Genomic DNA, 22,875 nt, shown 5'->3' with positions numbered 1-22,875 from the left:
GGAGGTTATTTTTTATTTCAGATATTTTGTAATTTTATCACTATTAGGTTTTGTTGTACTTACAAAACTATCGATGATATTGCCATCTTCATCTAGCATAATTTTTGTAAAATTCCATAAGATCGAAGTATTTCTAACACCATTTTCTTTCTTTTTTGTCAAAAATTTATAAATGGGCGCCATGTCATCTCCTTTCACCGAAACTTTCGCAGCCATAGGAAAAGTCACGCCATAATTCTTCTCACAAAAACTTGCGATTTCTTGATTAGTGCCTGGTTCTTGACCTCCAAAATTATTAGCAGGAAAACCAACTATCACCAATTTGTCTTTATAGGTTTTATACAAGGCCTCAAGCTCTTTATATTGTGGCGTAAAACCACACTCCGATGCCGTATTCACGATCAAAATTTTCTTCCCTTTGAAGTTCGAAAAATCAATCGTGCTACCATCCAATGCCTCAACTTTAAAGCTATGTATCGACTTCGCTTGCGAATTTCCCTTCGTACAACTAAACAATCCAAATAACATAATCAGTAGATATTTCATAATTTATAAAATTTTGGGCGTGCCCACTTGCCGCCATTAGGCTCGCTTCGCTCGCCCCCCGCTACAAGCGGTCGGTCTCCGCACAGTCGCTGTTTTTTTGCCATTTCGAATTCCATTCAAAAAAAACGAGCTCCAACAATGCGCTTCGCCCTCACGCAAATCCAGTGATAAAGATAGAAAATTAATAAAACATAAGACTACATGACATAACTAAATTAAAAAAGAAAAATACACTTAATTTAGTAAAAAACATTCATCAAAAACTTGGAAAATATTTTAAAATAAACTATTTTAGTCCACTTAAAACACAAAATATTTTTCTCAACAAATTGATCCAAGCCTTAAAAACCAACACTGAATTACAAAAAGCCATCTTCATCGTTTGGCAAATTTCAGGGCTTATTTCAATTTTGATTTTAGTATTGGTGTTTTTTACAACGGAAGATTTTTTACTTAGTAAAATACCGACTTGTCCCTCACAATTACAAGGGAAAACATGTGTACTTTGTGGCTCTTCACGCGCCTTTTTCGAAATTAAAAATCTTAACTTCCAAAAAGCTTTTCAACTGAATAAAGCTAGTATTTTTATATTCTTTGGACTGTTAATTAATGCTGGAATTTTTATAACCTATCACGCTAAAAATTTAAGAAAATAAATATTTATGAGAACAATCGCATTAATTCTTGGTATCCTTTCCATCTTCGGTATGTTGCTTGGTTTTATCCCATGCCTAGGCGCTTTTAACTGGATCAACATTCCGTTTGCATTAATCGGATTAGTTGTAAGCATCGTCGCACATGGTAAAGAAGATGGCACATCAAAATCCAATGCAATGGCAGGCATTATCATGTGTTCTATTGCAATGGTTTTAGGATTTGCAAGACTTATCGTTGGTGGCGGAATATTGTAATAATCAACCAACTAACAATAAAAAATAAGTTTTTGATTATTTAAAAAACTGCTTTTTTATTGTATGATAAATTTTTTAAGGATTTGATTTCACAACATTATATAAAATCGAATCTCTTTTGGCTTGTGGCAGATCATTTTTATAGTCAAACACCGCAGCTTCCCAGTCGCCATAACCCACATTTGGAAGAACAATAAATTTCTTTCCAAATTCATTTTTAAGCGTTTGTACAGCTTGTGCACGTTTTTCTTCACTTGGATGATTATCAAACAAAGACGAAAAATCTGTCAAACTATCACCTAACAACATCACGATGTCATAATTTTTTGCTACATCTTGACGACGATTTTCCTTACTACTTTCTTTGCTTCGCAAAATCACATTTTGAGGACTTTGGATAGGGAATTTATAACGTTCTAAATTGGCAACTGTCCCAGCACGCTCGTCTTCGTTTCGGTTGGTGATATAGAAAATCTGAACACCTTTTGATGCCGCATAATTAAAGAAATCTAAAGAGCCAGAAAGTGGTTTTGCAATCCCTTTTGAAGTCCAATTTTTCCAACTTTGCAAATCATAGATTTTTCCCTCTTTAGCCATTTCCACAGCGTAATAAGAATTGTCCATAAAGGTTTCGTCAATGTCGGTTACAATTGCTAAAGGCTTAGCCGATTTTTTTGCTAAAGCTTCATCCAATCGGAATTGTGCAACATTATAAGCTTGTTGACACAAAGCTTGATATTCGGCAGCTCTTTGCTGAAAAAATGCAGCATAAAGCTTTCCATCAACTTGAAGATTTTGATAAGCTGGTTTTGTATGCTGTGCGTATTCTACAGTCTTTTGTGTTGTTTGACAAGCACTTACTCCCACCAACATTGCACCACCAACAATCCAATTAAAATATTTCATTTAAAAATTATTTTTCACAAAATTAAAAAGAAGAATTTAGTTCTTCTTCAAAAACTCAAAAAAATCTAGTGATTAATTTTGAAATTTTAGAAGACATAAAAGATTCTGTATTTGGATAGTCCATTTGCACCAAAAGTTCAGAAATTCGATCGGCGTCTCTTAATTATATTGGTCCTATCATTTTTAAAAGTTAAAAAAAATTACAATTTAGTTTTTTGTCTTAAATAAAAAAACATCGCCCAAGTCAAAAACTCGGGCGATGCAACAAACTATTACTTAATCTATTAATTTTTTTAATGGAAAAAATGTCTCATTCCTGTGAACATCATTGGGATTTTGTGCTCGTTGGCAGCATCAATACTTTCTTGATCCTTCATACTTCCGCCAGGTTGAATAATTGCTGTAATACCTTCCTGAGCGCAGAAATCAACAACATCTCTGAAAGGGAAAAATGCATCAGAAGCCAAAACCAAATCACCAGAGAATTTCTCTTTTGCTCTTTCAATGGCTTGTTGTGTTGCCCAAATTCTGTTAACTTGACCACCACCAATTCCGAAGGCTTGGATGCCATTTGACACAACAATTGCGTTTGATTTTACATATTTAACTACACGTTGCGAGAACAATAAAGCTTTTCTTTGTGCTTCTGTCGGTTGCGTTTCTGTAACAACTTTAATATCGTTAGAAAACTGATTATCATTATCTTGCACCAGTATTCCGCCATCAACCTTAACCCAAGTTTGCTTGTCAGAAACAGCATTTTTGATTTTGATAACGCGAAGGTTTTTCTTCTTGTTTAAAATTTCCAAAGCTTCTGCTGTAAAATCTGGTGCCATAACAATCTCTAAGAAAGTTTTGTTAAGCTCTTCAGCAGTTGGCGCGTCAACAGTATAATTCATGGCTACGATTCCACCAAAAATTGAAACTGGATCACACTCGAAAGTCTTTTGATAAGTTTCTAAAGCCGAAGTACCAATCGCAACACCGCAAGGCGTTGAATGCTTAACCGCACAACAAGCCATCTCTTCTTTGAACTCAGTAACAACTTTCCAACAAAGATCCATATCTCTTAAATTATTGAAAGACAAGTCTTTACCTCCAAGTTGTTCAAAATCCTTCATCGCACCATTTTCAATTGTCGAAACGTAATAAGCAGCCGATTGATGCGGATTTTCTCCGTAACGAAGATCAGCCACCTTTTTATAAGAAGCATTTAAATATTGCGGATATTCTTCATCCAACAACATCTTAGCAATCGCCGCATCATAAGCCGAAGTCAAGTTGAATACTTTACCAGCAAGTGTTTTTCTCGTTTCTAAAGTTGTATCGCCAGAAGTTTCCATTTCTTGTTTTACCAAGTCATAATCTTCAACATTGGTGATAACTGTAACGGATTTAAAATTCTTAGCAGCAGAACGAAGCATAGAAGGTCCACCGATATCGATAAATTCTACTTTTTCATCTAATGAAATATCTTTGTTAGCGTTTTCGAAAAATGGATAAAGATTAACAATAACCATATCGATAAGTCCGATTTCGTGCTCTTTAACCGTATTCATGTGTTCTTCATTATCACGAACTGCAAGAAGTCCACCGTGCACTTTTGGATGCAATGTCTTTACGCGACCGTCCAACATCTCTGGAAAATCGGTTACTTCATCAATCTGAATTGGATTAAGACCTGCGTCTTTTAGATGTTTAAAAGTTCCTCCTGTAGAAATTAATTCCCAGTTGTTTTGCTCTAAAAACTTTGCAAAATCTTGCAATCCACTTTTGTCTGAGACACTAATTAATGCTCTTTTTTTCATTTCAATATTACTTTTTACAGCTATTTCAAAACTGCAGTTTACCGGTTCTTTCACCTCCGGATTTATAAATTTATTACTTTATTCTATTTTTAATTTTACTTAAAGTTTTTATTTAATTAAAAACCACTTTAACAACTGACAAACAGGTTTTTATAGATTTTAAACAAATTTTACTTTAAATAAATAATTTATGAATTTAGGACTTTATTGATTGCTTTAGGAAAAATTTCATATTCAACAAGGTGAATTTTTTGAGCTAAACTTTCGGCAGTTTCATTTTCATCTAATGCAACTTTTCCTTGCAAAATAATATCACCTTCGTCAACACCAGAAGTCACATAATGAACAGTTGCTCCACTCTCCTTTTCTTTAGCTTCAATAACCGCTTCATGAACATGATGTCCCCACATTCCTTTCCCACCAAATTTTGGTAACAAAGACGGATGAATATTAATCATTTTTTTATCCCACTTCTGACAGAAATCTGATTTAAGAATTGACAGAAAACCCGCCAAAACAATCAAATCTGTATCTTTCGGAATTATCTTATCCAACTCTTCGGAAGAAGCTTTCCCTCTCGGGATTAAAACATTGTCAATTTGATGTTTAGCAGCTCTTTCCAATCCAAAACATTCGCGGTCTGCAACAACAAGGTTGATTTTCGCATTTTGAATTTCGTTTGCCTCAATACAATCAATAACTCTTTGCAAATTGGTGCCAGAACCAGAAACTAAAATTGTAATCTTTTTCATTTTAGATATTAGATATCTGATTTTAGATATCAGATCAGAGAAAAATCTTGGATCTAGTATCTGAAATCTAGAGTCTTTTAAACTAGTTTGATTTTCTCGTTTCCTTCTGTGATTTCTCCAATTTCGTAAGCGTCATCAAGAAGTTCAAGAACTTTGTGTGCGTGATCTGCATCAACAACAACGATCATCCCAACGCCCATATTGAAAGTCCCGAACATCTCTTCTCTTGCGATGCCTCCACGTTTTTCTAATTCCAACATTATACTTGGAATTTTGATATTTGAAGCTTCAATACTTGCACAAAGTCCATCACCAATAATCCTAGGAATATTCTCATACAATCCACCACCAGTAATGTGTGCGATGCCGTGCAAAGGCACTTCATTTAACAATTTATGAATATCTTGATAATATAATCTTGTCGGTATCAAAAGCGTTTCGTACAAAGGCTTTCCTTCAAATTCTTCTTCAAAATTTGGGAATACTTTTCTAACCAAAGAAAAACCATTAGAATGGAAACCAGAACTCGGCAATGCAATAATTTTGTCTCCAGTTTTGATTTTTGAACCATCAATAATTTGGTCTTTCTCTACGATACCAACGCAAAATCCTGCAACATCGTAATCGCCAGGTTGGTACATTCCCGGCATTTCTGCAGTTTCGCCACCGATTAATGCACATTCGTTATCCTTACAAGCTTTCACCATGCCAAGAACAATCTCGGCAGCAATGTCAGAATCTAACTTCCCACAAGCTAAATAATCTAGAAAAAACAAAGGTTTTGCACCATGACAAAGGATGTCGTTAGCACACATTGCAAAACAGTCAACACCGATAGAATCGTATTGTTTGGTATCCAAAGCCACTTTCAGCTTTGTACCAACGCCATCTGTACCCGATACCAAAACTGGATTTTTATAGTTTCCAATTTCATAGAATGCACCAAAACTTCCTAAATTATTAAGTACGTTTTTGTTATGCGTTTCTGCTACGGCAGATTTTATCTTGTCTACGGTTTTGTAACCTTCTTCTTTGTCAACGCCAGCTGACTTGTAAGTGTTGCTCATGATTCTTTTTACTTTTTAGATTGTTTTGGAAAACCAAAGACGCAAAATAGATTAAGTCTTACGCCTTTAGCTCCAGGTCGAAATCCGACAATGCCGCATTTCATGTTCACTTTTCATTTTGCCTGCAACAATTTGCTAGGACTTTCAGATTTATTTCAAACTATATTGTTTGCTAGCCAATTATCATCCAAAAAAGGACAATAAAAAAGCCGACAATCTTTCAGATTATCGGCCAGTATTTTAGTTCAGGATTTCAGAGCCCACAGCTTTCCCTTTATTGAAATAATAGCTCGGCTTCAAGAAATTGGTCTGCATATTCACTTTCGTTCTTTTTGACAAAATTAAAACTTTTTGAATAAATATCCTAAACAAATTTTAATTCTACTTTTCTAAAATTGTTTCAAGTTGTTTAATCTTCGCAATTTTCTCTTTTAACTCATTGATTTTATCGGCGTTAACTAGACCTTCATTTTTATCAATATTATCTTGATAAAAAGGTACTGAAAATGTTTCAACAACATTACCACCATGGAAAGGAAATCTTTTGCTAGCCGCTTCTAACACGCCTGCACCACCTCTTGCACCTGGAGAAGTTGACATCAATAACATTGGCACTTCGCTCCAAACGGTTCTGTCCTTAATTCTAGAAACCCAGTCAAATACATTTTTGAAAGCGGTTGTATAAGTCCCGTTATGTTCTGGCAACGATAACAAAATAACGTCTGAAGCATCAATTTTATCAGCTAATTTTTGAGCTTCTGCAGGAACAGCAGATTTAACTTCGATTTCATGTTTGTAGATTGGCATTTCGAAATCGTTCATATCAAAGAACTCTACTTCATTGTTTTCTCCGAATTGTTTTGCTACATATTTAACCAAAATGCTGTTCATCGAATTTTCTGCATTACTTCCAGAAAGTGCTAATATTTTCATTTTTTATTGTTTTAATAATTTTACTCTGCAAAGATAGAAGACTTTTGAGGCGATTACATTGATGTATCGTAAGATTTTTAGTTTTGATAATAAAAATGTCATTTAGAAAAAGTATTTTCGAACTTTAAAAAATAAATCTCAATGAAAATTTTAGAAAGCGCTTCGCTTCCAGCTCCAGCAGGGCATTTTTCGCCAGCTATAGAACATAATGGTGTATTGTACCTATCTGGTCAACTTCCAAAACATCCAGTAACGAAAGAAGTTCCTGAAGGTATTGAATCACAAACCAAATTATCTCTAGAAAATGTTGAAAATGTCCTAAAAGCTTTTGGACAAGATAAAACATCGGTTATCAGAATGGTGGTTTATATAACAGATATTGCTTATTGGGCAGACGTTAACAGAGTCTACACCGAGTTTTTCGGTGATCATAAGCCGGTGCGTTGCATCATTCCTATTGGTCCATTAAATGGTGGTTGCCTTATCGAAGTTGAATGTACAGCGGAGAGAGTTTAAGATAAAAGACCATTTTTAAATGGTCTTTTATTTTTCAAAATATGTTGTAATATTTTTCTTGTAAATTATTAATATTAAACCAATTAGTATATTTATAAGCTAAATTATAAATTCTTGTTTTGACCATATATGTTTAAAATATGGATTCTGCATTATTGAAGAATCACCAGAAAGCAAAAACACACTGGAAATCAACAAACTAAGACTAGTTATCACAAAATAAACACCAACTGTAAAAAGTCCGAGATTCAAAAGTTTTTGAGAAGTAAGATTTCCTAAAATTATATTATCATCATCGAAATTTTTATCCAGCTTAAATAAGTTAATAATAAAGTCAGGTTTTGTTATTACAAACTTTAAAAGTAGTAAAACAGCTAAAATTGCTACTAAGTTTACTATTATTAAGTAAAACCGAATTTCGCTTGTCAATGAATTCGCAATAGTCTTTATTAACGAAAAAACAGTTTGAATAAACACAAGAAGAGCTAAAATCTTAATGAAAATTCTGAAAAAGTCTTTTTTTTAGTCATCTTTTATTTTTTACAAAAATATAAAAATTCAACCATGAAAAGCTTGGTAAACGCGATTGATAAAGCTTATGTTTGTAGAAATTACATTGTTATGAAAGCTTTAAAAATTATCGGTATTGAAACTCGAACTTCTAACGAAAATGGTGTCGCCATCGAGGACTTAGGAAAATTATGGGGACAATTCTTCAGCGAAAATATTGCTTCTAAAATTCCGAACAAAATTTCTGATACTATCTACGCAGTCTATACCGATTATGAAAGCGATTACAAAGGAAAATACACCACAATTATAGGATGTGAAGTTGATAACTTAGACAACATCCCCGATGGCTTAATCGGAAGAGAATTTGCAGCACAAAAATCTGAAAAGTTTGTTGCAAAAGGTGAAATCCATAAAGCCGTTGGCGAAACTTGGGGTCAAATTTGGGCAAAAGATAAAGAACTTAACCGAACTTATCTTTACGATTATGAAGTCTATGGCGAAAAAGCTCAAGATCCAAATAATGCCAAAATTGAAATTTTTATTGGCATTAAATAGATATAGTTTTTAGTAAATTAATTCATAATTCAATTCGTAAAAAATGTCTTTAAAAGAAGATCTTCAACATAAAATAGATTTTAAAACCAAGCCTTTGGGAGCTTTGGGACAACTTGAAAAATTAGCTTTAAAAATTGGTTTAGCACAAAATACCTTAACACCAGAACTTAAAAATCCATATTTAATTGTCTTCGCTGGCGATCACGGCATTGCAAAAGAAGGTGTCAGCGCGTATCCGCCGGAAGTGACTTACCAAATGGTTTTAAACTTTTTAAATAATGGTGCTGCAATAAATATTTTTTGTAAACAAAATAATATCAATTTATCGATTGTTGACGCTGGCGTTAATGGAGATTTTGACGGAAATAAGAATTTAATTCATCATAAAATTGCAAAAGGAACAAAGAGTTTTTCGTCTGATAAAGCAATGTCAAACGAAGATTTAGAACAATGTTTTGAATATTCGAGAAGCTTAGTCAACGACATTGCAAAACAAGGCACCAATATTATCGGTTTTGGTGAAATGGGTATTGGCAACACTTCTTCCGCTTCGATGATAGTTAATGCACTCACAGATATTTCGTTGGAGGAATGTGTTGGTAGAGGAACTGGTTTGGATAATGAAGGCGTTACTAAAAAACTAGAAATTCTTACGAGAGCTAGAGATTTTCACGGGAATATTTCTGATCCCAAAGAAGTTTTATTGACTTTTGGAGGTTATGAAGTTGCCCAAATTACAGGTGCAATGTTGGCTGCATTTGAAAAGAATATATTGTTGATGATAGATGGCTTTATTGCAAGTGCAGCTTTTTTAGTCGCTTACAAAATCAATCCTGAAATAAAAAATAATGCTATTTTTTGTCATCAAAGTCAGGAAGTTGGCCATCGATTGCTGCTTGATTATTTTGAAGAAAAAGCTTTGTTAGATTTGGATTTACGTTTGGGTGAAGGTACAGGCTGTGCACTCGCCTATCCTTTGATCGAGGCTGCTGTTAATTTTTTAAATGACATGGCGAGTTTTGAAAGCGCTGGTGTCAGCAATAAATAGATTTTTGATTTACGATTGTGTCATTATCTTTTATGATAAATTTACAAATCTTATTTCAAAATTCGTAAATCGTTATTTTAATCAATGAAAAGAGAATTCCATATATTTTTAACGACTTTAATGTTTTTCACTAGGATTCCGATCCCGAGTTTCAAAAACTACGATGAAAAACTACTTAACCAATGTACGCGGTATTTTTCATTGATAGGGATTTTGGTGGGAAGTATTTCATTTTTAGCATTTTGGATTTCGAGTTTATTTTTCTCAGTAGAAATAGCCATTATTTTCTCTTTCGTTGCTGGTATTTTGACCACAGGCGCTTTTCACGAAGATGGATTCGCTGATGTTTTTGATGGTTTTGGCGGTGGTTGGACGAAGACCAAAATCCTAGACATTATGAAAGACAGTCGCCTCGGAACTTACGGAACAGTGGCGCTTTTACTAATGTTTGCTCTTAAATTTTATGCACTTCTTCAGTTTGTTGAATTTGCAAATACAGATTGGTTTTTAATTTTTGTTGGATTTATCTGTTATCATGCCTTGGCCAGAACTGCAGGTATTACACTAAGTTTTCTTATACCCTATTCTCGCGAAGATGCCAGTAGTAAAAGTAAACCTTTGGCAGTTTCTTATACTTGGAAGGAAGTTTTTGGCGCTTATTTTTTTGGTTGTTTAACGTTGTTATTTTTAGTATCTTTCTCTTTATATTTTTTCGCAATTATTCCCGTTTTAATGATGTTGGTTATGTATGCCAAATACTATTTTAACAAATGGATAGATGGCTTTACAGGCGATTGTTTGGGTACTGTTGAGCAGTTTGCGGAAGTATTTATTTTATTAACGATTGTTGCAGTATGTCGATATATTTAATTCGTCACACAGAAGTGGATGTTCCGAAAGGGACTTGTTATGGGCAAAAAGATGTGCCTTTGAAGAAAAATGCAGAGAAAGAGTTTGCGAAATTAAAACGACTTTTACCGAAGTCTTATGATGTTGTATACAGCAGTCCGAGTCAACGTTGTACAGAATTAGCACAGTTTTTAAGTCCTAATTTTAAAACAGAAAAAGCACTTTTAGAACTCAATTTTGGAGATTGGGAAGGCATGCTTTGGCAAGATATCCCAGAACATGAACTAAAAATTTGGGGCGAAAATTTTGTTACCGAAAAACCGCCAAAAGGAGAAAATCTACTAAAACTTTTTGAACGTACCAGTCAATTTTTTGATACTTTAAGAATGTATGATGATCAAGATATTGTGATTGTTGCACATGCTGGCGTTATCCGTTGCATGATAGCTTACATGTTACAAATTCCGTTAGAGAACATTTTTAAAATCCAAGTTGGCTTTGGAAAGGTTTACAAATTTGACCTTAAAGACGATTCGCTAATGGATCAATGGTTTATTTAATCTTTATTAAACAAAATGTCGAAACTCAAAAAAATACGTGAGCAGAAAAACCTAACTCAGGAAGAATTGGCAGAATTGTCAGGAATTTCGGTGAGAACCATCCAACGCATAGAAGCTGGAACGCCTCCAAAAGGCTTTACTTTAAAAGCGCTTGCGAAATCTTTGGACGTTGCTGCGCAAGATTTTTTAGAAATAACTCCAATAATACAAGAAAGTTTTGTTAACAATTCTCAAATTCCGATCACTACTTCAGAAGAAAAAATCGATGCTAATTTTGGTTTAACTAAAATCATTAACCTTTCTTCGCTTCCAGTTTCGTTCATTCCGATTTTATGTTTTTTGCCACCGTTAATCTTAAAGTTGGTTTATAAACAAAAGTCAAACATCATAAAGCAGATAATTTCTTTACAAATATTGTGGTCAATTTTGGCACCTGTTATTTTTATGATTATCATCTTTATGAAGCTCGGCAAATCTTCCACAATTATCACAATGATCGTCTTAGTTCTGTCAAATATTTTCATAATTCTCAGAAATGCAATGGAAATCGACAGAAAACAAAAACTATATTTTAAGCTGAATTTTAATATGTTATAAAACTTGTCAGGAATTTGGCGGGTTATTGTCGGCTTCTTTTTTTGCATTAAATTCTAGTTTAAAAGAATATTTGCAAAAAAAACAAAATGCAAATTCTATTTAAATCAACTTTAGTTCTATTACTTTTTACCAATTTTTTCAATGCTCAGATTTCAAAAACTGATGCACTTTTTTTAGATTTAGAAAAGCAAGACAGTCTACTTTTTGAGAGAGGATTCAACCAATGTGACATCCAATATTTAGAAAATACAACAGCTGATAATTTAAAATTTTTTCATGATACTGGTGGTTTTCAAAATAAAAAAGAGTTTATAACGCGAACTAAAAAATACATTTGTTCTAATCTCAATAAGAAACCTATTAGAAAAGCTAATGTTGAAAGCTTAAACGTTTTTCCGTTGTATAATAATGGAAAACTTTATGGTGCAATACAAACAGGAACACATGATTTTTTTATCCGACAGAATAATAAATCTGATAGTATAACGGGAACGGCACAATTCACTTCCGTTTGGTTGAAAAATAAAAATGACTGGAAGTTAAGTGAAGTCTTAAGCTATAATCATCAAGAAAAAAGTCAAGCACAGTTGGATTCTGCATTTATTGATGATTTAAGAATAAAAAATAAGATTCCCACTTTAGGTTTTGCTTTATTTCAAAATGGAAAAATTAGTTTTTCTAAAGTTTTTGATGAAATAAATAATGGTATCAAAACACCGCAAAATAGCGTTTTTAATGTGGCTTCTTTAACAAAACCTATTACTGCGGTTACGGTTTTAAAACTTGTAGAACTCGGACTTTGGAATCTAGATGAACCTCTTTCTAAATATTGGATCGATCCCGATATCAAAAATCATCCTTATCTAAACAAAGTTACAACTCGAAGCGTATTAAGCCACCAGACGGGATTTCCTAACTGGAGATGGCAAAACCATGATAAAAAATTGGATTTTAAATTTGAACCAAATACAAAGTACCAATATTCTGGAGAAGGTTTCGAATATCTGAGAAAAGCTATTGAGTTTAAATTTAAAAAGTCTTTGGAAGACTTGGCTGAATCTTATGTATTCAGAAATTTAAAAATGAATGATACACATTTCACTTTTAATAAAGTAAAAGACAAATCTTTATTATTAAGTGGCTTTAGCGATTCTGGAGAAAATTATGGTATTGTAAAAAATAACAACATCAATTCTGCCGATGATTTGCTAACAACGATCGATGATTACGCCAATTTTTTAGTAGCAATTCTAAATAATCAAATTTTAAATAAAAACAGCTTTAACCAAATAATAACCGAACAAGTGAAAACAAAAGATAACAAAGCTTTTGGTTTAGGTTTCGAAATTTATAAACTTAAAAATAACGAAATCGCAATTTCTCATGGCGGATCTGACAAAGGTGTACAGACTATTTTTTTTCTACTTCCTGAGACAAAATCAGGCTTGCTAATTTTCACAAACAAAGATAATGGTTACGCGGTTTTTGCCCCAATTCTAGAATATTTTCTTGGAAATATTGGAAAACAAATAATTGAAATAGAGACTAAATAACTCTCGACTAAATGGATGATATTTTAGTTTTATTATAGAAATAATAAGCATTCAATAATCCTGAAAGCAACCAAAATATATAACCAACTGGCACTTTATGATATTCTGTCATTGCATAAAAATCTAGTTTTAAAATATAATCTAGACCATAAACCAACATTGTAATTATTGTAAAATAAGCTTAATATTTTCCAACATTCGCAGTATAAAGTATTCAAGAAATTATTAAAGTAAAATTACACAACCAGGTTACAAAATCTGGCACTGTCGAAAATGCCATCCAACCCAAACCTGCATACTGATAACCAAAAGTTTCTGATCTCGTAAAATCTGGCGGAATATCTGAAACACAGGCGTCACCAAACTAATGGCGTAACTAATGATGCTAAAAGCGAGAAAATTCATTTTCATGTTTATAAAATTAAACTAAAATTTTCGTCAAAACTTAAAACACCTTCTTCAATATTTTCAGGATGAGTTGTAAAACCTTTTAGCTTCGAGGTTTTTCCTTTTTTTATTAAATCAACAATCTGTTTTTCGGTCAGCTTTTTTCCAAAAACCTCAAATCCAACTTTGAAACCACAAACTTTAAAATCCGAACAACCAATTGCGGTCTTCCCTTTCATTAGCTTGCTTTTTTTGCATTTTGGACAATCTTCTTCTTCCCAAACTATGCTTGTCGATTTTCGCGGAGCGCGTTCTTTCTTCTCTTTTGGAGCTTCAACTTCTTGATGTACAATAACTTTTGGTTTCTCATGGATAACTTTCCTTGTTAAATCTGTCACCATTTGTATCAACTCATCTTTGAAATGATTGGCCTCGTACTCCCCTTTTTCAATTTTACGAAGTTTGGACTCCCATTCTCCAGTTAATTCGGGGCTTTTCAGAAGTTCATCTTCGATCGTGTCAATTAACTCAATGCCGACTGTTGTTGCAAAAATATTCTTCTTTTTGCGATCAATATATTTTCTTTTAAATAAAGTTTCAATAATATTCGCTCTTGTTGATGGTCGTCCAATGCCGTTGTTTTTGAGCATTTCGCGAAGTTCTTCATCTTCAACTTGTTTACCCGCAGTTTCCATAGCGCGCAACAAAGTCGCTTCGGTATAAGGTTTTGGCGGACTCGTTTTTCCTTGATGGATCAGAGGTTCGTGCTCCCCTTTTTCACCAATAACAAATTCTGGAATCGATTGTTCTTCGTCTTTTTCTTTCTTTTCAGAATCATCTTTTTTATCTTTCGCATACACTTCGCGCCAACCCATTTCGAGGATTTGTCTTCCTGAAGCTTTAAAAGGAATTGTCCCAACTTGCGCTTCAACCAAAGTGTTCGAAATTTTACATTCTGGATAAAAAACAGCGATAAAACGTTTTGCTACCAAATCATAAATCAGCTTTTCTTCTTTACTAAGATTTGAAGTTGGCGGAATTTCAGTCGGAATAATTGCGTGGTGATCTGTTACTTTAGAATCATCAAAAACCGCTTTAGACTTGGGAATTGGCTGACTCAGCAAAACATTTGTCCATTCTGTATAAAACTTCATAGAAGAAAGGATTCCAACGATTTTGGGATACAAACTATCGGATAGATATGTCGTGTCAACTCTTGGGTAAGTTGTATGTTTTTTCTCGTAAAGACTTTGGATATATTTTAGAGTGTTCTCCGCAGAAAAACCATATTTTTTGTTGGCTTCGACCTGCAAAGCCGTCAAGTCAAACAATCTAGGATTTTTTTCGCGACCTTCTTTTATTTCAAAAGATAAAATTTCAAATAAATGTTGTTTAAGATATTCTAAACCTTTTTCAGCTTTGTCCAAAGATTTTAGACGGTCGATTGCAGCATTAAAAACAACATCTCTGTATTTAGTTTTTAGCTCCCAATATTCTTCTGTTTGGAAAGCGTCAATCTCTTTTTGACGTTGCACCAACATCGCTAAAGTCGGCGTTTGTACGCGTCCAATTGATAAAACCGCTTTATTGCCACCATATTTTTTTGTGAACAATCTTGTCGCGTTAATTCCTAAAAGCCAATCACCAATCGCGCGCGCATTTCCCGCCAAATAAAGATTTTGATAATCTTCCGCAGGTTTCAAAGTTTCAAAACCTTCTTTGATCGCATCTTCTGTCAAAGACGAAATCCAAAGACGCTTCATCGGTTTTTTACATTTTGCTTTTTGTAAAACCCAACGTTGTATCAACTCTCCTTCTTGCCCAGCATCCCCACAGTTGATGACTTCATCACAATCTTCAACTAATTTTTCTATGGTTTTAAATTGTTTTTCAACGCCGTTATTAGGGATTAATTTAATTCCAAAATTCTGTGGAATAATCGGTAAAAAAACTAAATCCCAGGATTTGAAATGTGGACTGTAATCATGTGGTTCTTTTAGTGTACAAAGATGTCCAAAAGTCCAAGTTACGCAATAGCCGTTACCTTCGTAATAGCCTTGTTTAGGCATATCTGCACCCAAAACTTTGGCGATATCTCGGGCAACACTTGGTTTTTCGGCAATACACAACTTCATAGATTTTCAGTTCTAAATTTGAACAAACAAAGGTCGACAATTTTTCATTAAAAGACAATTGGTCTTGTTTTGATTTTTTTTCAGAAATTAGGAAAACTTAAATTAAAATTATGACACCCAAAAAACGACAATTGGTCGAGAAAAGTTTTAACAATTCCGAAACTTTAAAGTTCTACAAAGCAACTTTGGAAGAATTGGACACCGATTATATCTCTATTAAAATCCCCAAACAAGACAGAATGACGCGCAAAGCTGGAATGTTTAACGGTGCAATGATGGCGTCTTTGGTCGATGTTTCTTCAGGTTATGCGGCGGTTACACATTATGACGACGATTGTTATGTTGTAACAGTTGAACTAAAAGTTAATTATCTAAGACCTGCAATTGGCGATGCACTTCTTAGCAAATCCTATGTTATAAAAGGTGGAAAAAGCATCAGCGTTGTCCGCACCGAAATCTATTGCATCTCCGAAAATCAAAAAGAATCGCATGTTGCAACTTCGCTTGTAACCATGATGAGAATTAAATAAAAAAAAAACACTCCTTTGACTGCTTTTTATGTAGAATATTTATAAATTTTATTTCGATTTTGAAATAATTTCTGGTGCGCTATAAAGATCCTTTTCGGCTTTATAAATTCTAAATTATGCTTCGTAACCATCAGGAATGTATAACACGATAGGCATTCGTCCATTATAGTCTGTGAAGTATCCTTGTGATTTTACAAACTCATTCTTAGGCGCTGCATTTGGACAAGCCATATTGGTCGAAGGAGTTGATCCATCAGTCTTAAAGGTTAAATAATCGTAACCCCAACCTTTCAACTAAGACTTAGAAAATTGCCCAGATAACCCAATTCTGTTACAACCATCCGTTTGCATGGATTTAACAACAAATATTTCGATCTTTTTGTTCACTTCATTGTTAGAATGTGGCACTTCGATAACCACTTGTTTCATGCCTTTTTCTGCTTTTGGAAAAGGTATAATATCAACATTTTGCGTCGACTGAGCAAATGCTAAACCTGATAATAAACTCAATCCTAAAAGCATTCCGCCAGTTAATGTACTTTTCATTTCTTTATTTTTTGCTACAAGCTAAGACGCAATTAACATAACAAAACAATCTTTCAAAAACTGACAAGAATCAATTTAACCTTTTTAATGAAAAGCAATCGCAGAAGTATTTTCAATAAAAAAAGCCTCAAAAATGAGACTTTTAAATTTAACTATTTTGAAAGCTTTTTGGCATTGTTCTTCTTAACACCTAGATAACATAAAAATAAGAATGCCAACCAAATCGGAATAAGTTCTACCGAAATTTTTAGTCCTGTGAACCACATGATCACCAAAATTCCTAATAAGAAAATAAGACAGATATAATTGGTTAAAGGATAAGCGAAAGATGGGAATAAGGTTTTTGAATTTTTATAAGCTTGTTTGAATTTAATATGCGTGTAACTAATCATTATCCAATTGATTACAAGGCAAGAAACGACTAATGACATTAGGATTTCTAAAGCTTGCTCTGGTATTATTTTATTAATAACGATACAAATTGCAGCAAACGCAGCTGACACCAAAATCGCCATTACAGGAACGTGATTTTTATTTAATTTAGACAAAAATCGAGGAGCATTACCTTGTTCGGCAAGACCAAATAACATTCTACTATTACTATAAACACTACTGTTATAAACTGATAAAGCAGCTGTTAAAACAATGATATTAAGAACATTAGCAATTAATTTTGTAAACTGGATTGTCGTACCAAATATTTCAAATTGAAAACTATTTAACCTTTCAAAAACCATAACAAATGGGCTACTTCCTGCTGTAATTTTTTCCCAAGGCGACAACGAAAACAAGATTATCAAAGCTCCAACATAAAAAATTAAAATTCTATAAATAACTTGATTGGTCGCTCTAGGTATATTTTTTTCTGGATTCTCAGCTTCTGCTGCCGTAATACCAACCAATTCTAATCCACCGAATGAAAACATAATTAGAGCCATTGCAGCCAAAAGCCCTACAAAACCACCTTTTCCGTCAGTGTAAATCCATCCTTTTGGGAAGAAACCACCATTATTCCATAGGTTAGAAATAGTTGCTTGATCACCGCCAGTTCCGCTAATCAACAAATAACTTCCGAAAATAATCATCGCGATGATTGCAACAACTTTAACGATAGAAAACCAAAATTCGGCTTCGCCATAGACTTTAACCGAAGCAAGATTCAACGCATTAATGACAAAAAAGAAAAATAAACTTGACATCCATAATGGGATTTCGGGCCACCAAAACTGGACATAAACGCCAATTGCCGTTAGCTCTGCCATACTTACAAGAATGTACAACAACCAATAATTCCAACCAGAAGCAAAACCAGCAAATGAGCCCCAATATTTATACGCAAAATGACTAAAACTTCCTGAAACTGGCTCCTGAACGACCATCTCTCCAAGTTGACGCATGATAAAAAAAGCGATAAGTCCTGCAAAAGCATAACCCAAAATTACTGATGGCCCCGCCAAAACAGCAGCTGGGCCAATCCCTAAAAACAGACCTGTACCGATTGCTCCTCCTAAGGCAATTAGCTGAATATGACGATTTTTGAGACCTCTTTTTAATTCGGTTTTAGATTCACCAGATTGTTGTTGTGTTTCCAAATTCTTTTCTTTTGAAATAAAGTCCCTAAAATAGCAATTTAATTGCATTCAACAACCGAAATATTTTGAATCCTTAAATATTTGTTAAGATTTTTTTTCAGAAAGAAATTTAGTAACGAAATGCTAGAAAAAAATTCGATAAAAAGTCAATCTAATTTTTAAAACATTTAATTTTATAAAAAATATTAAAGATGGAAAACCAGATTAAAACCACGACTTTAAATTTTCTTTCAAAGCTTGAAATCAATAACAACCGCGATTGGTTTAATGAAAATAAAAATTTGTACGTTGAAGCGCAACAGAATTTCATTACAGTTGTTGACGATATTATTCAAGGGATTTCAAATTTTGACAGTAGCGTTCAAAAATTGGAAGCTAAAAATTGCGTTTTTAGAATATACAAAGACACGCGATTTTCAAAAGATAAAACACCTTACAAAACCAATATGGGCGCTTCTTTAGCAGAAAAAGGAACTAAAACGCTGAGTCACGCTGGTTATTACATCCATCTGCAACCTGGTGAATCTTTTTTAGCTGGCGGCGTTTACATGACCGAAACGGTTAATCTAAAATTAATTCGACAAAAAATAAGTGATGAATCCGAAGAATTTTTAAATATTTTAAATAACAAAAACTTTAAGAAAAATCTAGAACTTCGTGGTGATCGACTGGTTAAAGTTCCACAAGGATTTGACAAAGAAGATCCGATGGCAGATTACCTTAAATACAAGCAGTTCACGGTTTTTCATCAATTGACGGATGACGATGTTTTAGACAAAAAATTTGTGGAAAAAGCTGTTAAGATTTTTAAAGAAATTTATCCATTTAATCAGTTTTTAAATGAGGCTTTGAGTTAAAATTAAACTTCATTTTCCTCTTCCATATTTTCCCAATATTTAGGATTTGAAAGGATAAAACTAATAATATCGCCGACAACTTTCATTACCAAAATATAACCAGACAACATTGCAAACAACGGAATATAAAACTTAAAAAATGGTATTGCGATAAGATCTGAAGCACTTGCATTGGAATATGTTAAGCGTTTTTTATTGTTTTGATAATATGTAATTCCATTCGCGATTGCCCAAAATGAAGACAACAAATCTGACCATTGAAAAATAAATTCCCCTTCATTTTTCCAAAGATTAAATGCATAAAAAATGGCTAACAAGAAAACACTGACAAAGCATCCCATTATTAAAAAAATAGCAGCAAAAATTGAATCTCCCGTTTCGTCTTTGTCGATGTAAGATCCAAATTCTTTTCTATTTTTATCTGTTTTCTTGCGGGTTCTGTTGAGTTTGTATTTCTTTTTGAGATATTTTATCGGTGTATTTCGGATTAAGAAATAATGTGCAACAATCAAACAGAAAGTTTGGATAATCTGAATAACAACAAGATTGTACTGAAACTCAATATTACTTCCGTAACGAAAAACCACGAAAAGATTCAATAATAAAATGCTCCAAAATAGTGGATCTTTTAGAAGCTTATCAAGTGAAAATTTCCGTTTTGACATTAAGAAGATTAATAGATTGAAAGATAATATTTAATCATAAAAAAACAGCAACAAAACTAAATTTGCTGCTGTTAATATCTAAATTTTTCGTTGAGAAAAATTAATTACATATAAGCTTCGATTGGCTCACAAGTACAAACTAAATTTCTGTCTCCGTAAGCTTCATCAATTCTAGAAACCGTTGCGAAGAATTTATGATCGCGTACCCAATCTAATGGATAAGCCGCTTTTTCTCTACCATAAGGTTTGTCCCAAGCATCAGAAATAATCACTTGCTCTGTGTGAGGCGCATTTTTCAACACGTTATTTTCTTTGTCAGCTTCACCATTTGCAATCTCGTCAATCTCTTGTTTAATAGAAATTAAAGCTTCAGCAAATCTGTCAATTTCTGACTTAGATTCAGATTCTGTTGGTTCGATCATCAAAGTTCCAGCAACTGGGAAACTCACTGTTGGCGCATGGAATCCGTAATCCATCAATCGTTTTGCAACATCAGCAACTTCAATACCTAAAGCTTTGAACTGACGGAAATCTACGATACACTCGTGTGCTACTCTTCCGTGCTCATTTGAATATAAAATTGGGAAGTGATCCGCAAGAATTTCTTTAAGATAATTAGCGTTAAGAATCGCGTGTTCAGTCGCTTTCATAAGCCCTGAAGTTCCTAACAATTTGATGTAAGCATACGAAATGTTTAGGATTAAACCTGATCCGTAAGGTGCTGCAGAAATCGCGTCAATAGCTTCTTTACCACCAGTTTGGATATTCGCGTTGCTTGGCAAGAATGGTACTAAATGCTCAGCAACACAGATTGGACCAACACCTGGACCTCCACCACCGTGAGGAATAGCGAAAGTCTTGTGCAAGTTAAGGTGGCAAACGTCAGCACCAATGTTACCTGGGCTTGTGTAGCCAACTTGAGCATTCATATTCGCGCCATCCATATAAACTTGTCCACCGTGTTGGTGAATAAGATCTGTAATTTCTTTTACGTTTTTATCAAAGAAACCATAAGTCGATGGATATGTAATCATAATCGCAGAAAGGTTTTCTGAATGTTGCTCCACTTTAGCTTTTAGATCTTCGAAATCGATTTCTCCATTTTCTAAATTTTTAACAACAACGATTTTCATTCCTGCCATTGCAGCCGATGCTGGGTTAGTACCATGTGCAGATTGAGGAATAACCACAACATTTCTGTGAAGTTCTCCTCTAGACTTATGATATTCGCGAATTACCATTAATCCTGCATATTCACCTTGCGCGCCAGAGTTTGGTTGAAGTGAAGTTCCTGCAAAACCTGTAATTTCTGCTAAATCTTTTTCTAATTCTTTAATTAATTTTTGATAACCTCCAGCTTGCTCTCTTGGTACAAATGGATGAACACTTCCCCATTCTCCCCAAGATAAAGGAATCATTTGCGTTGCTGCATTTAACTTCATTGTACAAGAACCTAAAGAAATCATCGAATGCGTTAATGACAAATCTTTACGCTCTAGACGCTTGATGTAACGCATCAATTCTGTCTCTGTATGATATTTGTTGAAAACCTCTTCTTTAAGGATTTCATCATTTCTAAGCATATCAGCAGGAATCGTGATTTCCTCTTTTAATTCTAATTGGTAAGCTTGTTTACCTTTAAAACTAGCAAAAGCTTCAACTAATTTTTGAAGTTTATCAATCGTAGAAGTTTCGTTGATCGAAATACTTATAAAGCCTTGCGAAAAATAGTTAAGGTTAATCTTTTGATCAATCATTAACAGCTTTAAAGATGCTTTCTCTTCCTCATGAATTCTAAATTTAACCGTATCAAATACTGGCTCAGCAACAACATCATAACCTAATACTTTAAGCGCATCGCGAAGGGCATTCGCTTTATAATGAATTTGGTTAGCGATAAAATCTAAACCTTTTGGACCATGATACACAGCGTACATACCAGCCATAACCGCTAGCAATACTTGCGCTGTACAAATGTTAGATGTTGCTTTTTCTCTTTTAATATGTTGCTCTCTCGTTTGTAATGCCATACGAAGCGCACGTCTTCCGTACATATCTTGAGAAACCCCAATAATACGTCCCGGAATATCTCTTTTGTAATCCTCTTTGCAAGCGAAGAAAGCTGCGTGTGGACCACCATAACCCATCGGAATACCGAAACGTTGTGTTGTACCAACTGCACAATCTGCGCCCATCGAAGCAGGTGATTTTAATTTCACCAAAGCCATTGGATCACAAGCAACAACCACTTGAAGATCTAAGTTTTTGTACTCAGCGATTTTTTCTGTGTAATCGATAACAACGCCATTTTTTCCTGGATATTGTAAAAGTACACCGTAATAAGAATCGTTAAGTTGATGCTCTTCAAAATTGCCAACGATAAGCTCAATTTCTAATCCTTCTGCTTTAGTTTTAAGAACTGAAATCGTTTGTGGCAAAACCAAATCCGAAACAAAAAACTTGTTAGCATTGGCTTTTTTTTGATCTTTAGTTCTGTTGTTATAGAACATGTGCATCGCCTCAGCAGCCGCAGTTGACTCATCCAATAATGATGCATTTGCCAATTGGAAACCTGTTAAATCGCAAACAACCGTTTGGAAATTAAGTAAAGCTTCTAGACGACCTTGTGCAATCTCAGCTTGGTAAGGCGTGTAAGCTGTGTACCAAGATGGATTTTCCAAAATATTTCTTTGGATAGCCGATGGCAAAATTGTATTAAAATATCCAAATCCAATGTAGTTGTCAAACATTGCATTTTGAGACGCCAAATCTTTAGAATGCAATAACATTTCGTACTCCGAAAGTGGCGCCGAAATATCAAGGTCTTTTTCTAGTCTAATAGCATCTGGAATGGTTTGCGAAATAAGTTGTTCTACAGAATCAACGCCTATTCTTTTTAACATTGCCGCTTTATCAGCGTCGTTCAGGCTTATGTGACGGTTCACAAACTGCTGTGTATTCATTTATACTTTTTATTAGGAATTATCAAATATTAATGAGCGTAAATTTACGATAAATAACAGAAATTACAAAGCCTATTATTCATGAC

General features: G+C 33.9%; 23 protein-coding genes and 1 pseudogene. 11 read left to right on the top strand and 13 right to left on the bottom strand.

Annotation, left to right across the window (positions count from 1 at the left end; genetic code table 11):
• Window positions 1-12: 12 nt before the first annotated feature.
• Complete coding sequence (locus RT037_RS09620; protein ID WP_313030474.1) at window positions 13-546, bottom strand: glutathione peroxidase; 534 nt, start codon at window positions 544-546, stop codon at window positions 13-15.
• Window positions 547-875: 329 nt separating this feature from the next.
• Here RT037_RS09620 and RT037_RS09615 point away from each other — a divergent pair, with 329 nt between their 5' ends.
• Window positions 876-1,202, top strand: coding sequence for a DUF2752 domain-containing protein (locus RT037_RS09615; RefSeq protein ID WP_313030470.1), 327 nt, complete (start codon window positions 876-878; stop codon window positions 1,200-1,202).
• Window positions 1,203-1,208: 6 nt separating this feature from the next.
• Window positions 1,209-1,457 carry a hypothetical protein gene (locus RT037_RS09610; protein ID WP_313030466.1) on the top strand — a complete coding sequence of 83 codons (249 nt, stop codon included), beginning with the start codon at window positions 1,209-1,211 and terminating at the stop codon, window positions 1,455-1,457.
• Window positions 1,458-1,532: 75 nt separating this feature from the next.
• Here RT037_RS09610 and RT037_RS09605 read toward each other — a convergent pair whose 3' ends face one another.
• The 5 genes from RT037_RS09605 to RT037_RS09585 all read right to left on the bottom strand — a co-directional run bounded on the left by RT037_RS09605 (window position 1,533) and on the right by RT037_RS09585 (window position 6,923).
• Entirely contained in the window at window positions 1,533-2,363 is an 831-nt protein-coding gene (locus RT037_RS09605) for a 5'-nucleotidase, lipoprotein e(P4) family (protein WP_312323237.1), read from the bottom strand.
• 293 nt (window positions 2,364-2,656) lie between these two features.
• Window positions 2,657-4,171, bottom strand: a complete 1,515-nt coding sequence (purH, locus tag RT037_RS09600; RefSeq protein WP_312323235.1) for a bifunctional phosphoribosylaminoimidazolecarboxamide formyltransferase/IMP cyclohydrolase — start codon at window positions 4,169-4,171, stop codon at window positions 2,657-2,659.
• Window positions 4,172-4,359: 188 nt separating this feature from the next.
• Complete coding sequence (gene purN, locus RT037_RS09595) at window positions 4,360-4,923, bottom strand: phosphoribosylglycinamide formyltransferase (RefSeq protein WP_312323234.1); 564 nt, start codon at window positions 4,921-4,923, stop codon at window positions 4,360-4,362.
• 77 nt (window positions 4,924-5,000) lie between these two features.
• Complete coding sequence (gene purM / locus RT037_RS09590; RefSeq protein ID WP_313030458.1) at window positions 5,001-5,990, bottom strand: phosphoribosylformylglycinamidine cyclo-ligase; 990 nt, start codon at window positions 5,988-5,990, stop codon at window positions 5,001-5,003.
• A 381-nt stretch (window positions 5,991-6,371) separates the two neighbouring features.
• On the bottom strand, window positions 6,372-6,923 hold the full coding sequence (locus RT037_RS09585; protein ID WP_313030453.1) for an NAD(P)H-dependent oxidoreductase: 552 nt from the start codon (window positions 6,921-6,923) through the stop codon (window positions 6,372-6,374).
• Between the two features lie 141 nt (window positions 6,924-7,064).
• Here RT037_RS09585 and RT037_RS09580 point away from each other — a divergent pair, with 141 nt between their 5' ends.
• The 7 genes from RT037_RS09580 to RT037_RS09550 all read left to right on the top strand — a co-directional run bounded on the left by RT037_RS09580 (window position 7,065) and on the right by RT037_RS09550 (window position 13,114).
• Entirely contained in the window at window positions 7,065-7,439 is a 375-nt protein-coding gene (locus tag RT037_RS09580) for a RidA family protein (RefSeq protein ID WP_313030450.1), read from the top strand.
• A 621-nt stretch (window positions 7,440-8,060) separates the two neighbouring features.
• Window positions 8,061-8,507: a GyrI-like domain-containing protein gene (locus RT037_RS09575; RefSeq protein WP_313030487.1), complete on the top strand. Its 447-nt coding sequence runs from the start codon at window positions 8,061-8,063 to the stop codon at window positions 8,505-8,507.
• 43 nt (window positions 8,508-8,550) lie between these two features.
• Window positions 8,551-9,555 carry a nicotinate-nucleotide--dimethylbenzimidazole phosphoribosyltransferase gene (gene cobT / locus RT037_RS09570; RefSeq protein ID WP_313030448.1) on the top strand — a complete coding sequence of 335 codons (1,005 nt, stop codon included), beginning with the start codon at window positions 8,551-8,553 and terminating at the stop codon, window positions 9,553-9,555.
• Between the two features lie 84 nt (window positions 9,556-9,639).
• A complete protein-coding gene (locus RT037_RS09565) occupies window positions 9,640-10,425 on the top strand; it encodes an adenosylcobinamide-GDP ribazoletransferase (RefSeq protein ID WP_313030443.1) in 786 nt (261 codons plus the stop codon).
• Window positions 10,410-10,964 carry an alpha-ribazole phosphatase gene (cobC, locus tag RT037_RS09560; RefSeq protein ID WP_312324084.1) on the top strand — a complete coding sequence of 185 codons (555 nt, stop codon included), beginning with the start codon at window positions 10,410-10,412 and terminating at the stop codon, window positions 10,962-10,964. Before RT037_RS09565 ends, cobC begins: the two co-directional genes overlap by 16 nt.
• Before the next feature lie 15 nt (window positions 10,965-10,979).
• On the top strand, window positions 10,980-11,561 hold the full coding sequence (locus RT037_RS09555; RefSeq protein ID WP_313030437.1) for a helix-turn-helix domain-containing protein: 582 nt from the start codon (window positions 10,980-10,982) through the stop codon (window positions 11,559-11,561).
• A gap of 86 nt (window positions 11,562-11,647) precedes the next feature.
• Entirely contained in the window at window positions 11,648-13,114 is a 1,467-nt protein-coding gene (locus RT037_RS09550; RefSeq protein WP_313030434.1) for a serine hydrolase, read from the top strand.
• A gap of 7 nt (window positions 13,115-13,121) precedes the next feature.
• Here RT037_RS09550 and RT037_RS09545 read toward each other — a convergent pair whose 3' ends face one another.
• The 3 genes from RT037_RS09545 to RT037_RS09535 form a co-directional block, all read right to left on the bottom strand.
• Window positions 13,122-13,274, bottom strand: coding sequence for a hypothetical protein (locus RT037_RS09545; RefSeq protein ID WP_312323674.1), 153 nt, complete (start codon window positions 13,272-13,274; stop codon window positions 13,122-13,124).
• A gap of 89 nt (window positions 13,275-13,363) precedes the next feature.
• Entirely contained in the window at window positions 13,364-13,519 is a 156-nt protein-coding gene (locus RT037_RS09540) for a hypothetical protein (RefSeq protein ID WP_313030431.1), read from the bottom strand.
• An 8-nt stretch (window positions 13,520-13,527) separates the two neighbouring features.
• Window positions 13,528-15,636, bottom strand: a complete 2,109-nt coding sequence (locus RT037_RS09535; RefSeq protein ID WP_313030427.1) for a DNA topoisomerase 3 — start codon at window positions 15,634-15,636, stop codon at window positions 13,528-13,530.
• Window positions 15,637-15,746: 110 nt separating this feature from the next.
• Here RT037_RS09535 and RT037_RS09530 point away from each other — a divergent pair, with 110 nt between their 5' ends.
• Window positions 15,747-16,166, top strand: coding sequence for a PaaI family thioesterase (locus RT037_RS09530; RefSeq protein WP_312323671.1), 420 nt, complete (start codon window positions 15,747-15,749; stop codon window positions 16,164-16,166).
• 114 nt (window positions 16,167-16,280) lie between these two features.
• Here RT037_RS09530 and RT037_RS09525 read toward each other — a convergent pair.
• Both RT037_RS09525 and RT037_RS09520 read right to left on the bottom strand, forming a co-directional pair.
• Window positions 16,281-16,688, bottom strand: a pseudogene (locus RT037_RS09525) (ecotin family protein).
• A gap of 176 nt (window positions 16,689-16,864) precedes the next feature.
• Complete coding sequence (locus RT037_RS09520) at window positions 16,865-18,304, bottom strand: amino acid permease (RefSeq protein WP_313030420.1); 1,440 nt, start codon at window positions 18,302-18,304, stop codon at window positions 16,865-16,867.
• 191 nt (window positions 18,305-18,495) lie between these two features.
• Between RT037_RS09520 and RT037_RS09515 the strand changes: the two genes are divergently transcribed.
• Window positions 18,496-19,161 (top strand): DUF2461 domain-containing protein, encoded by a 666-nt coding sequence (locus RT037_RS09515; RefSeq protein ID WP_313030415.1) that lies wholly within the window; start codon window positions 18,496-18,498, stop codon window positions 19,159-19,161.
• Between the two features lie 2 nt (window positions 19,162-19,163).
• Here the strand turns inward: RT037_RS09515 and RT037_RS09510 are convergent, their stop codons facing one another.
• Both RT037_RS09510 and gcvP read right to left on the bottom strand, forming a co-directional pair.
• Window positions 19,164-19,826 carry a hypothetical protein gene (locus RT037_RS09510; RefSeq protein ID WP_313030411.1) on the bottom strand — a complete coding sequence of 221 codons (663 nt, stop codon included), beginning with the start codon at window positions 19,824-19,826 and terminating at the stop codon, window positions 19,164-19,166.
• A gap of 104 nt (window positions 19,827-19,930) precedes the next feature.
• Window positions 19,931-22,789: an aminomethyl-transferring glycine dehydrogenase gene (gene gcvP / locus RT037_RS09505; RefSeq protein ID WP_313030408.1), complete on the bottom strand. Its 2,859-nt coding sequence runs from the start codon at window positions 22,787-22,789 to the stop codon at window positions 19,931-19,933.
• Window positions 22,790-22,875: the final 86 nt, after the last annotated feature.

This window comes from Soonwooa sp. (genome assembly GCF_032062245.1).
Lineage (GTDB): Bacteria > Bacteroidota > Bacteroidia > Flavobacteriales > Weeksellaceae > Soonwooa.
Note: the sequence above shows the minus strand (reverse complement) of the source record. Positions and strands in the feature narration are given on the sequence as shown.